This is a genomic window from Pseudomonas sp. B329 (genome assembly GCF_023127835.1).
GTDB lineage: Bacteria > Pseudomonadota > Gammaproteobacteria > Pseudomonadales > Pseudomonadaceae > Aquipseudomonas > Aquipseudomonas synxantha_A.
Genome location: NZ_SPKP01000005.1, coordinates 235480 through 248173, shown reverse-complemented (window position 1 = coordinate 248173; position 12694 = coordinate 235480). Strand labels below are relative to the sequence as shown.

General features: G+C 61.2%; 14 protein-coding genes and 1 other RNA gene. 9 read left to right on the top strand and 6 right to left on the bottom strand.

Annotation, left to right across the window (positions count from 1 at the left end; translation table 11 throughout):
* Positions 1 to 46 precede the first annotated feature (46 nt).
* Positions 47 to 496 (bottom strand): EVE domain-containing protein, encoded by a 450-nt coding sequence (locus E4P00_RS03760; RefSeq protein WP_032878824.1) that lies wholly within the window; start codon positions 494 to 496, stop codon positions 47 to 49.
* A 194-nt stretch (positions 497 to 690) separates the two neighbouring features.
* Between E4P00_RS03760 and E4P00_RS03755 the strand changes: the two genes are divergently transcribed.
* Entirely contained in the window at positions 691 to 837 is a 147-nt protein-coding gene (locus E4P00_RS03755; protein ID WP_005792392.1) for a hypothetical protein, read from the top strand.
* 7 nt (positions 838 to 844) lie between these two features.
* Here the strand turns inward: E4P00_RS03755 and E4P00_RS03750 are convergent, their stop codons facing one another.
* From E4P00_RS03750 to E4P00_RS03735, 4 genes are all read right to left on the bottom strand, one after another.
* Positions 845 to 1474, bottom strand: a complete 630-nt coding sequence (locus tag E4P00_RS03750; protein ID WP_032878825.1) for a 5-formyltetrahydrofolate cyclo-ligase — start codon at positions 1472 to 1474, stop codon at positions 845 to 847.
* Between the two features lie 58 nt (positions 1475 to 1532).
* Positions 1533 to 1711, bottom strand: a non-coding RNA gene (ssrS, locus tag E4P00_RS03745) — 6S RNA.
* A gap of 30 nt (positions 1712 to 1741) precedes the next feature.
* Positions 1742 to 2059: a cell division protein ZapA gene (locus E4P00_RS03740; protein WP_005792389.1), complete on the bottom strand. Its 318-nt coding sequence runs from the start codon at positions 2057 to 2059 to the stop codon at positions 1742 to 1744.
* Positions 2056 to 2265 carry a TIGR02449 family protein gene (locus E4P00_RS03735; RefSeq protein WP_003177365.1) on the bottom strand — a complete coding sequence of 70 codons (210 nt, stop codon included), beginning with the start codon at positions 2263 to 2265 and terminating at the stop codon, positions 2056 to 2058. Before E4P00_RS03735 ends, E4P00_RS03740 begins: the two co-directional genes overlap by 4 nt.
* A 138-nt stretch (positions 2266 to 2403) precedes the next feature.
* Here E4P00_RS03735 and E4P00_RS03730 point away from each other — a divergent pair, with 138 nt between their 5' ends.
* The 8 genes from E4P00_RS03730 to gcvH all read left to right on the top strand — a co-directional run bounded on the left by E4P00_RS03730 (position 2404) and on the right by gcvH (position 11387).
* Positions 2404 to 2961, top strand: a complete 558-nt coding sequence (locus E4P00_RS03730) for a YecA family protein (RefSeq protein WP_216090456.1) — start codon at positions 2404 to 2406, stop codon at positions 2959 to 2961.
* 20 nt (positions 2962 to 2981) lie between these two features.
* The gene (gene pepP, locus E4P00_RS03725; protein ID WP_248130656.1) at positions 2982 to 4304 is read left to right on the top strand and encodes a Xaa-Pro aminopeptidase; all 1323 of its coding nucleotides are present in this window, start codon (positions 2982 to 2984) and stop codon (positions 4302 to 4304) included.
* On the top strand, positions 4301 to 5488 hold the full coding sequence (gene ubiH / locus E4P00_RS03720; RefSeq protein ID WP_248130655.1) for a 2-octaprenyl-6-methoxyphenyl hydroxylase: 1188 nt from the start codon (positions 4301 to 4303) through the stop codon (positions 5486 to 5488). The genes pepP and ubiH overlap by 4 nt, the downstream gene beginning before the upstream one ends.
* Positions 5489 to 5549: 61 nt before the next feature.
* Entirely contained in the window at positions 5550 to 6767 is a 1218-nt protein-coding gene (locus E4P00_RS03715; RefSeq protein ID WP_164699558.1) for a 2-octaprenyl-3-methyl-6-methoxy-1,4-benzoquinol hydroxylase, read from the top strand.
* Between the two features lie 160 nt (positions 6768 to 6927).
* Positions 6928 to 7932 carry an extracellular solute-binding protein gene (locus E4P00_RS03710; RefSeq protein ID WP_078822595.1) on the top strand — a complete coding sequence of 335 codons (1005 nt, stop codon included), beginning with the start codon at positions 6928 to 6930 and terminating at the stop codon, positions 7930 to 7932.
* Positions 7933 to 8094: 162 nt separating this feature from the next.
* Entirely contained in the window at positions 8095 to 9711 is a 1617-nt protein-coding gene (locus E4P00_RS03705; RefSeq protein WP_078822594.1) for an iron ABC transporter permease, read from the top strand.
* Positions 9712 to 9867: 156 nt separating this feature from the next.
* On the top strand, positions 9868 to 10950 hold the full coding sequence (gene gcvT / locus E4P00_RS03700) for a glycine cleavage system aminomethyltransferase GcvT (RefSeq protein ID WP_032878838.1): 1083 nt from the start codon (positions 9868 to 9870) through the stop codon (positions 10948 to 10950).
* A gap of 53 nt (positions 10951 to 11003) precedes the next feature.
* Positions 11004 to 11387: a glycine cleavage system protein GcvH gene (gcvH, locus tag E4P00_RS03695; RefSeq protein WP_032878840.1), complete on the top strand. Its 384-nt coding sequence runs from the start codon at positions 11004 to 11006 to the stop codon at positions 11385 to 11387.
* Between the two features lie 144 nt (positions 11388 to 11531).
* Here gcvH and E4P00_RS03690 read toward each other — a convergent pair whose 3' ends face one another.
* The gene (locus E4P00_RS03690) at positions 11532 to 12674 is read right to left on the bottom strand and encodes a DegT/DnrJ/EryC1/StrS aminotransferase family protein (RefSeq protein WP_032878841.1); all 1143 of its coding nucleotides are present in this window, start codon (positions 12672 to 12674) and stop codon (positions 11532 to 11534) included.
* Positions 12675 to 12694 lie beyond the last annotated feature (20 nt).

Below are 12694 nucleotides of genomic sequence, written 5' to 3'. Positions count from 1 at the left end.
GTCCAGTGTGATGGGTTTGGCCCGTGAGGGTCTTGATATCGGTCAGTTAAAGCAGCTGAAGGATGGCCGTCCATTGTTCAGGCGTGACCGCCATGACCGAAAGCCGGCTACCTTTCTGCACCAGCGGCATTTCGGCAAGAGCGGTTTGCTGCTTTAGATAGCCCAGGCCCAGCACCTTGGGGAAGGTGTTGACGTGGCCCACGGTGATGGCACTCCACGGATTTTTCTCCGCACTGGCCTTGGCGTCGAAGTAGTGGCTGTCCGGTTCCAGCGCTGTAGGATCCGGGTAGGCGGCCTCGACGATTTTGCCGATGCCGGCAATCCCTGGCTCCGGACAGCTGGAGTGATAGAAGAAAAACTCATCGCCCACTGCCATGGCGCGCAGAAAGTTGCGCGCCTGATAGTTGCGAACCCCATCCCAGCGCGCTTCGCCGAGCTTTTCCAGGTCCTCGATGGACAATTCGTCAGGCTCGGATTTCATCAGCCAGTAGGCCATTTTTGGGCTCCTGAAAAAGGCATTGGGCAAGTTGTCGGGCAATTGCATGACAAACCGACAGTCGGTTGGCGTCAAGGTTTGCGTGTTGGTTCACGTTACCGCAGAATGCGCGCTTTTAGGCTTGGCGCAGCTGCAACGGACTACTTTGGAACGTTGTTGTCATCGTGTACGAGGTGCCTGAAGGGGGGCAATCGATGCAACGTAAACCGGATTTACTATGGATTTTGGTTATTTTGTTTGGTCTGGGCGTTGTGACCACCGGGTATGCCCAGAGCTTGTGGTCGAACAAGGCCGACGCACCGGTTGAACTCTCGCCAGTGCAGCAACAATTCAAGCGTTAATAAGGCTTCAAGGCGTCGCTGGTTCCAGCGACGTTTGTGCAACATACCAGTGCTTATCGGTGACAGTGCCCGCCAGCGGCACGTCCCAACTTGCCTGCGCCAAGCGGTCTACCTGCTGACATTCATGGGCCAACCCCAGCAAGGTCGGCTTGCGCCAGCTTTTGCGCCTGGCCAGGTAGGCCAGGCTGCGGTCGTAGAATCCGCCACCCATGCCCAGGCGTCCGCCTTCGCTATCGAACCCCACTAACGGCAACAGCACCAGGTCGAGCGCCCAGACTTTGCGCTGCTGGTGGACATTGACCCGCGGCTCAAGAATGCCAAAGCGGTTGGGCGACAACTTATCCCCAGGCCGCACGCGCTGGAACACCATCTTGGTGCGCGGCCAGGCACTCAGTACCGGCAGATAGGTGGCCTTGCCACGGCGCTGCGCCGCGCGCAGCAGCAGGCGCGGATCGATTTCGCCGTCCGTCGGCAGGTATAAGGAAATATGTTTGGCCCGGCGAAACAGCGGGTGCTGCGCCAGTTGCCGGTACAGGCCAAGGGCGGCCTGGCGCTGCTCGCTCGGCGTGAGGGCACGGCGGGCCTTGCGCAACATGCGTCGAAGTTGCGGACGGGACAGCGGCGCAGGTTCGGTCATGGCTTATCGGCTCATAAAACAATGCCAGTCCTGGGACTGGCATTGAGTTTGGGAATTCAGGCTCCCCGACAGAGCCGCTGTCGACTTAGCCCTTGAACCCGAAAGTTCAAGGTGGAAGAAGCAGTAGGCTTTAAGGCTTTCCGTCTAGCGGACATGCACACCAGCCCAACGTGCAACTTCCAGGGTAGTGCGAATCGGCTCAGGGACATCGCCGACTGGCAAACACGCCAGGGAGTGGGGCGAGTATACCTTAAACAGACTCGGCAATCAGCCCTTGGGTGCGTCGGAATCGGTGGAAAGCACCAGATCCACGCGCTCGAGCAGGTCACGCACTTGCTCGCGGGTCGAGCCGCTGGCCTGCACGTCAGGGCGTTCCTGCTTGTGCAGCAGATCGTGGGTGATATTCAGCGCGGCCATCACGGCGATGCGGTCGGCGCCGATCACTTTGCCGCTGCTGCGGATTTCACGCATCTTGCCGTCCAGGTAACGCGCAGCGCTCACCAGATTGCTGCGTTCTTCCTGGGGGCAGATGATCGAATATTCTTTGTCGAGGATCTGCACGGTAACGCTATTGCTTGAACTCATGAGTCTTGCTCCAGGGCCTTCAGGCGCGAAATCATCGATTCGACCTTACGCCGGGCGATTTCGTTTTTTTCAATGAGGTGAGCGCGTTCCTCGCGCCAGGTCTTTTCCTGAGCTAATAGGAGTCCGTTTTGACTCTTTAGTTGCTCGACCCGATCAATTAGCAGTTCGAGTCTGGCCATCAGCGCTTGCAGGTCGGTGTCTTCCATTGGGTTCCACTGGATTTGTCTGATGAATGGCAACTGCAGGATAAACGATCTGACGCCCTCGATAGTCTTGGTGCGTCTGCCGGTGCTAGGATACAGCGCTCCATTCTAGACATTGCGCCGTCTGGCGCCTAGCTCACCATGCCCATTCAGAATTCCCCGTACGACGCTTTTTCCAAACTGCTGAGCACCAGCGGTCACCCATGCTCGCCTGCCGAACTGCACGGCGTGCTGTTGGGCCGCAGCTGCACCGGCGTGGGCTTTGATGCCGACAACTGGTTGGCCGACGTGGCCGAGCTGCTCGAAACCGAACCCAACGAAAACGTGCGCAACGCGTTGATTGGCCTGCAAGAGATGGTCAAGGGCGAGCTGACCGGTGACGACGTCACCGTAGTTCTGCTGCTGCCGACCGACGACGCCCCACTCACCGAGCGTGCTGCTGCCCTGGGCCAGTGGTGCCAGGGTTTCCTCCACGGTTTCGGCGTGAACGCCGGTGGCCTGGAGCTGAGCACCGACGCCAAGGAAGTGCTGCAGGACCTGGCAGCCATCTCCCAGGTGCAAGATGCTCTGGAAGAGTCCGAAGACGGCGAAGGCGACTACATGGAAGTGATGGAATACCTGCGCGTCGCGCCGTTGCTGCTGTTCACCGAGACCAAAAAGTCTGCTGAACCTGCTGCACCCAAGCCTTCGCTGCATTAAAAAAGGAACCCCATCTGCCCATGATTCATATCCCCAAAGCGGAATACACCCGTCGCCGCAAGGCGCTCATGGCGCAGATGGAACCCAACAGCATCGCGATCCTGCCGGCAGCCGCCGTGGCCATCCGCAACCGCGATGTCGAGCACGTGTACCGCCAGGACAGCGACTTCCAGTACCTGAGCGGTTTCCCCGAGCCCGAAGCAGTGATCGTGCTGATGCCCGGTCGCCAGCATGGCGAATACGTGTTGTTCTGCCGTGAGCGCAACGCTGAGCGCGAGCTGTGGGACGGCCTGCGCGCCGGCACTGAAGGCGCGATCCGCGACTTTGGCGCCGACGACGCATTCCCTATCACTGATATCGACGACATCCTGCCCGGCCTGATCGAAGGCCGCGACCGGGTATATTCGGCCATGAGCAGCAACGCCGAATTCGACCGGCATGTGATGGAGTGGATCAACGTGATCCGCTCCAAGGCGCACCTGGGCGCCCAGCCACCGAACGAATTCGTTGCCCTGGATCATCTGCTCCACGATATGCGCCTGTATAAATCGGCGGCAGAGGTGAGGGTGATGCGCGAAGCAGCGCGCATTTCCTGCGCGGCCCATGTGCGGGCGATGCAGGCCAGCCGTGCGGGTTTGCATGAGTTCAGCCTGGAGGCCGAGTTGGATTACGAGTTCCGCAAGGGCGGCGCGAAAATGCCGGCCTATGGCTCTATCGTCGCCGCCGGACGCAACAGCTGCATCCTGCATTACCAGCAGAATGACGCGTTGCTCAAGGATGGCGACCTGGTGCTGATCGACGCCGGTTGTGAGATCGACTGCTACGCCAGCGACATCACCCGCACCTGGCCGGTCAACGGCAAGTTTTCGCCCGAACAAAAGGCGATCTACGAGATTGTGCTGGCCTCCCAGGAAGCCGCCTTCGCGCAGATCGCACCGAACAAGCATTGGAACCAGGCCCATGAGGCTACCGTGCAGGTCATCACCGCCGGCTTGGTGAAGTTGGGGTTGCTGCAAGGTGACGTTGACGAACTGATCGCCAGCGAAGCCTACCGCGCTTTCTACATGCACCGCGCCGGCCACTGGCTGGGCATGGATGTGCATGATGTGGGCGAGTACAAGGTCGGCGGTGAATGGCGAGTGCTGGAAGTCGGTATGGCCTTGACCGTGGAACCGGGCATCTATATTTCCCCGGACAACCAGAACGTGGCAAAGAAATGGCGTGGCATTGGCGTACGCATCGAGGATGACGTGATAGTGACCAAGCAAGGCTGTGAAATCCTGACCGGCGCGGTGCCCAAGACCGTTGCCGAGATCGAAGCACTGATGGCGGCTGCCCGATGAGCCGGGTCAACCTGGCGATTATTGGTGGTGGCCTGGTGGGTGCCAGCCTGGCCCTGGCGTTGCAGGCCGGGGCCAAGGCACGTGGCTGGAAGATCATGCTGATCGAACCCTTTGCCCCGGGCGACAGCTACCAGCCCAGTTACGATGCGCGTTCTTCGGCGCTGTCCTTTGGTGCCCGCCAGATTTATCAGCGTCTGGGCCTGTGGCAGGACATTGCCCGCCGCGCCGAACCGATCAAGCAGATCCACGTATCGGACCGCGGGCGTTTCTCTACCGCGCGCTTGTCCGCCATGGAAGAGGGCGTACCGGCTCTGGGCTATGTGGTGGAAAACGCCTGGCTGGGCCAATGCCTGTGGCAAGGCCTGGATAAAGACGTCGTCAGCTGGCGCTGCCCCGCGGAAGTCACGCGCATGGAGCCGCTGCCTGATGGCTATCGCCTGACCCTCAACGATGAAACCGTGCTGGAATGCGACCTCGCGGTGTTGGCCGACGGCGGCCGCTCCGGCCTGCGCGAGCAACTGGGCATTGGCGTGAAGACCCGGCCCTACAACCAGAGCGCACTGATCGCCAATATCACCCCGAGCGAAGCCCACAATGGCGAAGCGTTCGAGCGCTTTACCGATGAGGGGCCGATGGCCTTGTTGCCGCTGCCGGACAACCGCTGTGCGCTGGTCTGGACCCGCATCGGCATGGACGCCCAGCGCCTGGCCGACCTTGACGAGCGCAGCTTCCTGAGCGAGTTGCAGGGCGTATTCGGTTATCGCCTGGGCACCCTCAAGCAAGTGGGCGCCCGTCATCTGTACCCGCTGACCCTGGTGGAAGCTGAAGAGCAAGTGCGCTCGCATCTTGCGGTCCTCGGCAATGCCGCCCACAGCCTGCACCCGATTGCCGGGCAGGGGTTCAACCTGTCCCTGCGCGATGCCAATGCCTTGGCCGAAGCCTTGTTGGCCGGCCCGGCAGTGCCAGGTGACCTGGCGACGTTGCAAGGCTATCGGGATCGCCAGCGCCTGGACCAACAACTGACCGTAGGCTTTTCCGATCAGGTCACACGCTTGTTTGGCAGCGGCCAGCCGCTAATGGCGCTGGGCCGTAACCTGGGCTTGCTCGGCCTGGATCTGTTGCCGCCGGCCAAGCGCTGGTTCGCCCGCCAGGCCATGGGGCTGGGGGTGCGCTCCGATGTTTGAGCCGGCCCATCACTTTATTGGCGGCCTGTGCCGCACACGAGACAAGGCTTAAAGCATGGACATGCGCGCAGATGTGCTGATTGTCGGGGCCGGAATGGTCGGAAGCGCCCTGGCGCTGGCATTGCAGGGCAGCGGCTTGCAGGTGCTGCTGCTCGACGGCAGCCCGCTAAGCGTCAAACCGTTCGAGCCGGATGCGGCATTTGAACCGCGGGTGAGCGCGTTGTCCGCTGCCAGCCAGCGCATCCTCGAACGCCTGGGCGTGTGGGACGGCATCGTCGAGCGTCGCGCCAGCCCTTACGGCGAGATGCAGGTGTGGGACGGCAGCGGTACCGGGCAGATTCACTTTTCGGCGGCCAGCGTGCATGCCGAGGTGCTCGGGCATATCGTCGAAAACCGCGTAGTGCAGGATGCCTTGCTGGAGCGCTTGCACGACTGCGACCTCGGCCTATTGGCCAATGCGCGCCTGGAACAGATGCGCCGCTCCGGCGATGACTGGCTGTTGACCCTGGCTGACGGGCGCAAGTTGCGTGCGCCGCTGGTGGTGGCCGCCGATGGCGCCAACTCCGCAGTACGCCGCCTGACCGGCACCCCGACCCGCGAGTGGGATTACCTGCATAACGCGATCGTCACCAGCGTGCGCAGCAGCCAGCCGCACCAGCGCACGGCCTGGCAACGCTTTACCGATACCGGCCCGCTGGCGTTCCTGCCGCTGGTACGGGATGGGCAGGAAGATTGGTGTTCGATTGTCTGGTCGACCACGCCGGCTGAATCCGAGCGCCTGATGGCCCTGGATGATGAACGCTTCTGCCGGGAGCTGGAGCGCGCCTTCGAAGGGCGCCTGGGCACTGTGATCAGCGCCGACCCGCGAGTTTGCGTGCCGTTACGCCAGCGCCATGCCAAACGCTACGTGGCCGAAGGCCTGGCACTGATCGGTGATGCTGCCCACGTTATTCACCCGTTGGCGGGGCAGGGCGTGAACCTGGGCTTTCTTGATGCGGCGGTATTGGCCGAGGTGTTGTTGGCGGCCACCGAGCGCGGCGAGCGCCTGGCAGATGTTAAGGTCCTGAGTCGTTACGAGCGGCGGCGCATGCCTCACAACCTGGCGTTGATGGCGGCAATGGAAGGCTTTGAGCGCTTGTTCCAGGCGGATCAACTGCCGCTGCGCTGGCTGCGTAATGCCGGCCTGAAAATCGTCGACCAGATGCCCGAAGCCAAGGCAGTGTTTGTGCGCCAGGCGCTAGGTTTGACTGGCGATCTACCAGAACTCGCTAAACCCTGAATTGAAACACAGTCCCCTGTGGGAGGGGGCTTGCCCCCGATGAGGCCCTCAACCCTCGCGCATATTCGGGCTGTGCAACATCTGGTAACGCCTCCACCGAGCGTTACCAAATGTGAGTCCTTATCATTTGCCCTCAATTTGCAAATGAGAGACCGCACCCATGTTGGCACCCAAGCGCCTCCTGACTGCCCTGGCACTCACCCTGATCGGCAGCACCACCGTGCAGGCAGCCGACGAAGTCGTGGTCTACTCCTCGCGCATCGATGAGCTGATCAAGCCGGTATTCGATGCCTATACCAAGAAGACCGGGGTGCAGGTCAAGTTCATCACCGACAAGGAAGCGCCGCTGATGCAGCGCATCAAGGCCGAGGGCGAGAACGCCACCGCCGATCTGCTGCTCACCGTCGACGCCGGCAACCTCTGGCAGGCCGAGCAAATGGGCATCCTGCAACCGTTCACTTCCGCTGTGATCGACAAGAATATCCCGCTGCAATATCGCTCGTCGGCCCACGCCTGGACCGGCTTGAGCCTGCGTGCGCGCACTATCGCCTATTCCACCGAGCGGGTGAAACCGGGCGAACTGACCACCTACGAAGCCCTGGCAGACAAGCAATGGGAAGGCCGCCTGTGCCTGCGCACCGCGAAAAAAGTCTACAACCAGTCACTGACCGCCACGTTGATCGAAACCCATGGCGCGGCCAAGACCGAAGAGATCGTCAAGGGCTGGGTCAACAACCTGTCCACCGACGTGTTCTCCGATGACATCGCCGTGCTGGAAGCCATCAATGCCGGACAGTGCGACGTGGGTATCGTCAACACCTACTACTACGGCCGCCTGCACAAGCAGAAGCCGGATCTGGCGGTGAAACTGTTCTGGCCGAACCAGGGCGACCGTGGCGTGCATGTGAACCTGTCGGGCATCGGCCTGACCAAGCACGCGCCGCACCCGCAAGCAGCCAAGGCGCTGGTGGAGTGGATGACCACGCCTGAGGCGCAGAAAATCTTTGCCGACGTGAACCAGGAGTTCCCGGCCAACCCGGCGGTACCGCCATCGGCGGAAGTGGCGAGCTGGGGCAAGTTCGTGGCCGATACCTTACCGGTAGAAGTGGCGGGCAAGCGCCAGGCTGAAGCCATTCGCCTGATGGATCGCGCTGGCTGGAACTGAATGTGTAAATTGCCACAGATCTAAATGTGGGAGGGGGCTTGCCCCCGATAGCGGGGTATCAGTCTAATCATCATTGACTGGCACTCCGCTATCGGGAGCAAGCCCCCTCCCACATTGTTTTGTGTCTCCCCTTTAGATAACCCGTTCACAGAGAGTTTGCTCTTGGCCCACCCCGCCCAACGCCGCTGGTACCTGCCGGTCTTCACCGTCGCCGCCCTGGTGCTGCTGCCGCTGAGCGTGCTGCTGCTGTCCTGGCAAAGCATCGACCACCAGATCTGGTCCCACCTCTGGGACACCCAGATGCCGCGCTTGCTGGGCAACACCCTGACCCTGGTACTCGGCGTCGGTATTGGTGTGACGCTGCTGGGCGTCAGCCTGGCCTGGTTGACCAGCCTCTGCGAATTCCCCGGGCGACGTTGGCTCGATTGGGCGCTGATGCTGCCCTTTGCGATCCCGGCTTATGTGCTGGCCTTCGTGTTCGTCGGTCTGCTGGACTTTGCAGGGCCCGTGCAAACCCTGCTGCGCGAATGGTTCGGCAATGGGCTGCGCTTGCCGCGAGTGCGCTCCACCAGCGGCGTGATCATCGTGTTGGTGCTGGTGTTCTATCCCTACGTTTACCTGCTGGCACGTTCTGCGTTTCTGGCCCAGGGCAAGGGTTTGATGGAAGCGGCGCGGGTATTGGGGCAATCGCCATGGCAAGCATTCTGGCGCGTGGCGTTGCCGATGGCGCGACCAGCGATTGGTGCCGGTGTGGCCCTGGCGTTGATGGAGACCCTGGCAGATTTCGGCGCCGTCTCGGTGTTCAATTTCGATACCTTCACCACGGCTATCTACAAAACCTGGTATGGCTTTTTCAGCCTTTCCAGCGCCGCGCAACTGGCCAGCCTGTTGCTGCTGGTTGTGATGTTGGTGCTGTATGGCGAGCGGCGCGCGCGCGGGGCCAGCCGACCGAGCAATGAGCGGCCACGCGGCAAGGCGTTGTACCACCTGCACGGGTTCAAGGCCGTGGCGGCCAGCGCCTGGTGCGGCCTGGTATTTGCCTGTGCGTTTGTGATCCCGATGCTGCAACTGGTGGCCTGGTTCTGGCAGCGCGGGCGCTTCGACCTGGATGAGCGCTATACGGGCCTGATCGTCCACACCCTCTACCTGGGTGGTATTGCCGCGCTGATTACGGTCAGCGTGGCGATGATCCTGGCCTTTGCCAACCGCCTGGCGCCGACCCGGGCGATTCGCTCCGGTATCAGCCTGGCCAATGTCGGTTATGCCTTGCCGGGCTCGGTGCTGGCGGTGTCGATCATGCTGGCGTTCAGCTACCTGGACCGCGAACTGGTGGTGCCACTGTCCGGCTGGCTGGGCGGCGCGGGCAGGCCCTTGCTGTTGGGCAGCCTGTCGGCATTGGTGCTGGCTTACCTGGTACGGTTCCTGGCAGTGGCCTACGGGCCTTTGGAAAACAGCCTGGCGCGCATTCGTCCGTCATTGCCCGAAGCTGCACGCAGCCTTGGGGTGAGCGGTCCACGACTGTTTTGCAAAGTGTATCTGCCGTTGTTGTTGCCCGGCACCCTGAGCGCGGCGCTGCTGGTGTTCGTGGATGTACTCAAGGAAATGCCCGCGACATTGCTGATGCGCCCGTTTGGCTGGGACACGCTGGCGGTACGGATCTTCGAGATGACCAGTGAAGGTGAATGGGCGCGGGCTTCTTTGCCGGCGTTGACCCTGGTGCTGGTCGGGTTGTTGCCGGTCATCGGGCTGATCCGTCGCTCTGCTCGGCAAATCGGTTAGGTGCCAGTCCTACGGCATGAGGCTACAATGCGCGGCATTCGGTGCGCTCCGTCTTTCGGATCGACCTGCTGTATGTGGCTGCGGGCCTTGTAAATCAAGGTGTTCGGCACAAGTGGCAGCTCTGCGCACCTTCGCCAAGCCCGGAAGGAGAAACCCATGGGACAGCGTACGCCTTTGTATGACCTGCATCTCGCCCTCGGCGCGAAAATGGTCGATTTTGGCGGTTGGGATATGCCTTTGCATTACGGCTCGCAGGTTGAAGAACACCATCAGGTGCGGCGCGACTGTGGGGTGTTCGATGTATCTCATATGACCGTAATCGATGTCACCGGCCCTCAGGCCAAGGAATGGCTTCAGCACCTGCTGGCCAATGACGTCGATCGATTGCACGGCTGCGGCCGTGCGCTGTACAGCGCCATGCTCAACGAGCAAGGCGGAGTGGTGGACGATATGATCGTCTACCGAACCGAAACCGGGTACCGGCTGGTGGTCAATGCCGCCACCCGTGATCAGGATATGGCCTGGATGCAGGCGCAACTGGGCGCTTACCAGGTGCAGCTGCATGAGCGGTCCGAATTGGCCATGCTTGCCATCCAAGGGCCCCACGCCCGGCATAAGATCGCCGAACTGGTGACTCAGTCCCGTGGCATCCTGATCCACCAGCTCAAGCCGTTCGAAGGCCATGCCGACGGCGACTGGTTTATCGCCCGTACCGGCTACACCGGCGAAGACGGTCTGGAAATTGTCCTGCCCGCCGACCAGGCACCGGGTTTTTTCAATGATCTGGTGGGCGCGGGCATTTCACCTATCGGCCTCGGCGCCCGCGATACCTTGCGCCTGGAGGCCGGCATGAACCTGTACGGCCAGGATATCCATCAGCAGGTATCGCCCCTCGCGGCCAATATGGCCTGGAGCATTGCCTGGGAACCTGCCGGGCGCAATTTTATCGGTCGTGCTGCGCTGGAAGCGGAAAAGGCGGCCGGTGTGCAGTTCAAATTGGTCGGGCTGGTGCTGGAAGAGCGTGGAGTTTTACGCGCTCACCAAGTGGTTCGTATCGCCAATGTTGGCGAAGGAGAGATCACCAGTGGTAGTTTCTCGCCTACGCTAAGCAAATCCATTGCCCTGGCGCGCGTACCGGCGGCGACTGCCGACCGGGCCGAAGTGGAAATCCGCGGCAAGTGGTACCCGGTTCGAGTGGTCAAGCCGACCTTCGTACGCCATGGCAAAACCTTGATCTAACTATTTTCCGGCAGGCCAATGGCCGCTGACATTTCTTCTTGAGGACACAGACTATGAGCAATATCCCTGCCGACCTGCGTTTTGCCGAAAGTCACGAATGGGCCCGTCTGGAAGCTGATGGCACCGTGACTGTCGGCATCTCCGACCATGCACAGGAAGCTTTGGGTGATGTGGTGTTTGTTGAACTGACTGAAGTGGGCAAGGTGTTTGCCGCTCAAGATCAGGCGGGTGTGGTGGAGTCGGTCAAAGCAGCTTCGGATATCTACTCGCCGATTGCCGGCGAAGTGATTGCTGTCAACGAAGAGCTGAGTGGCAGCCCTGAGCTGCTGAACTCTGACCCTTATGGCGCCTGGATCTTCAAGCTCAAGCCAAGCGACAAGGCTGAACTGGACAAACTGCTGGATGCCGCCGGCTACAAAGCCGCCATCGGCGACTAAACGCAATAGCTGCAACAGCACACATCAATGTGGGAGCTGGCTTGCCTGCGATTGGATCACCCGTGTATCACCGATACACCGAGGTGCCTGCATCGCAGGCAAGCCAGCTCCCACAGTTGATTGGGGTGTGCCTGCTGGTTGTGTTCAGTCTTTCTTCAGTACCGCTTTAACCGCCGCTACAGCCCGCTCCACATCCGCCTCTGTCATTGCCGTGAACATCGGCAACGACACGATCAAACGCCCAACACGCTCCGCCACCGGGAACATGCCTTCCTTGAAACCCTGTGCCCGATACAGGCTCAGCAAGTGGATCGGCGGGTAGTGATAGCCAATGCCAACGCCGTGGGCCTGCATCTGCTCCATGAACGTTGCGCGAGCAGGCAAGCCGTCCTGGCGCTCCGGCAACACCAGTTGGAACAGGTGCCAGTTGCTGTTCTCGAAATCCGCCGGCGGCAGTTGCGCGCCATATTTCTCTTCGAAGTCACTGCCAAAGCACTGGAAGTAGTGGCGTGCCAGGTGCTGGCGGTGGGCCGTGATCTTCTCGATATGCGCAAACTGCCCCAGGCCAATGGCGGCGGCGATGTCGGTCATATTGAACTTGCCGCCCAGGACATCCACATCCAGGCCATCGAAACCGGTGCGGGTCACGCCCTGCAGGCGATACTTCTCTGCCAGGCGAGCCTCCTCGGCGTTGTTCAACACCAGGCAGCCACCCTCGGATGAGGTGATGTTCTTGTTCGCCTGAAAGCTGAACGACACGAAGTCGCCGGTTGCACCGATGCGTTCCCCGTCCCAGCTGGAGCCCAAGGCTTGCGCGGCGTCTTCGACGATACGCAGGTTGTACTTGTTGGCCAGCGCGTAAAGCATCGGCATGTCCAGGGGCAAGCCCGCCAGGTAGACCGGGATGATCGCTTTGGTACGTGGGGTGATTGCCGCCTCAACCTGGGCCAGGTCAATGTTGCGGGTAATCGGGTCGATATCGGCGAACACTGGAGTAGCGCCGACTTCGAGGATGACGTTGGCGGTGGCCACCCAGGAAATCGGTGTCGTGATGACTTCATCCCCAGGCCCGATACCGGCGATGCGCAAGGCGATCTCCATGGTGCAGGTGCCCGAGTTGAAGGTGCGCACCGGCCTCCCGCCAAAGTATTCCGACAACTGCGCCTCGAACGCCTGCACTTTTGGCCCGCTGGTGATCCAGCCGGAACGCAGGACATCGCCGACTGCCGAAATGGTGGCTTCATCAATGGTCGGTTTGGAAAACGGCAGGAAAGGCTGTTGGCTCATGACGAAGAAGGCATCCGTTC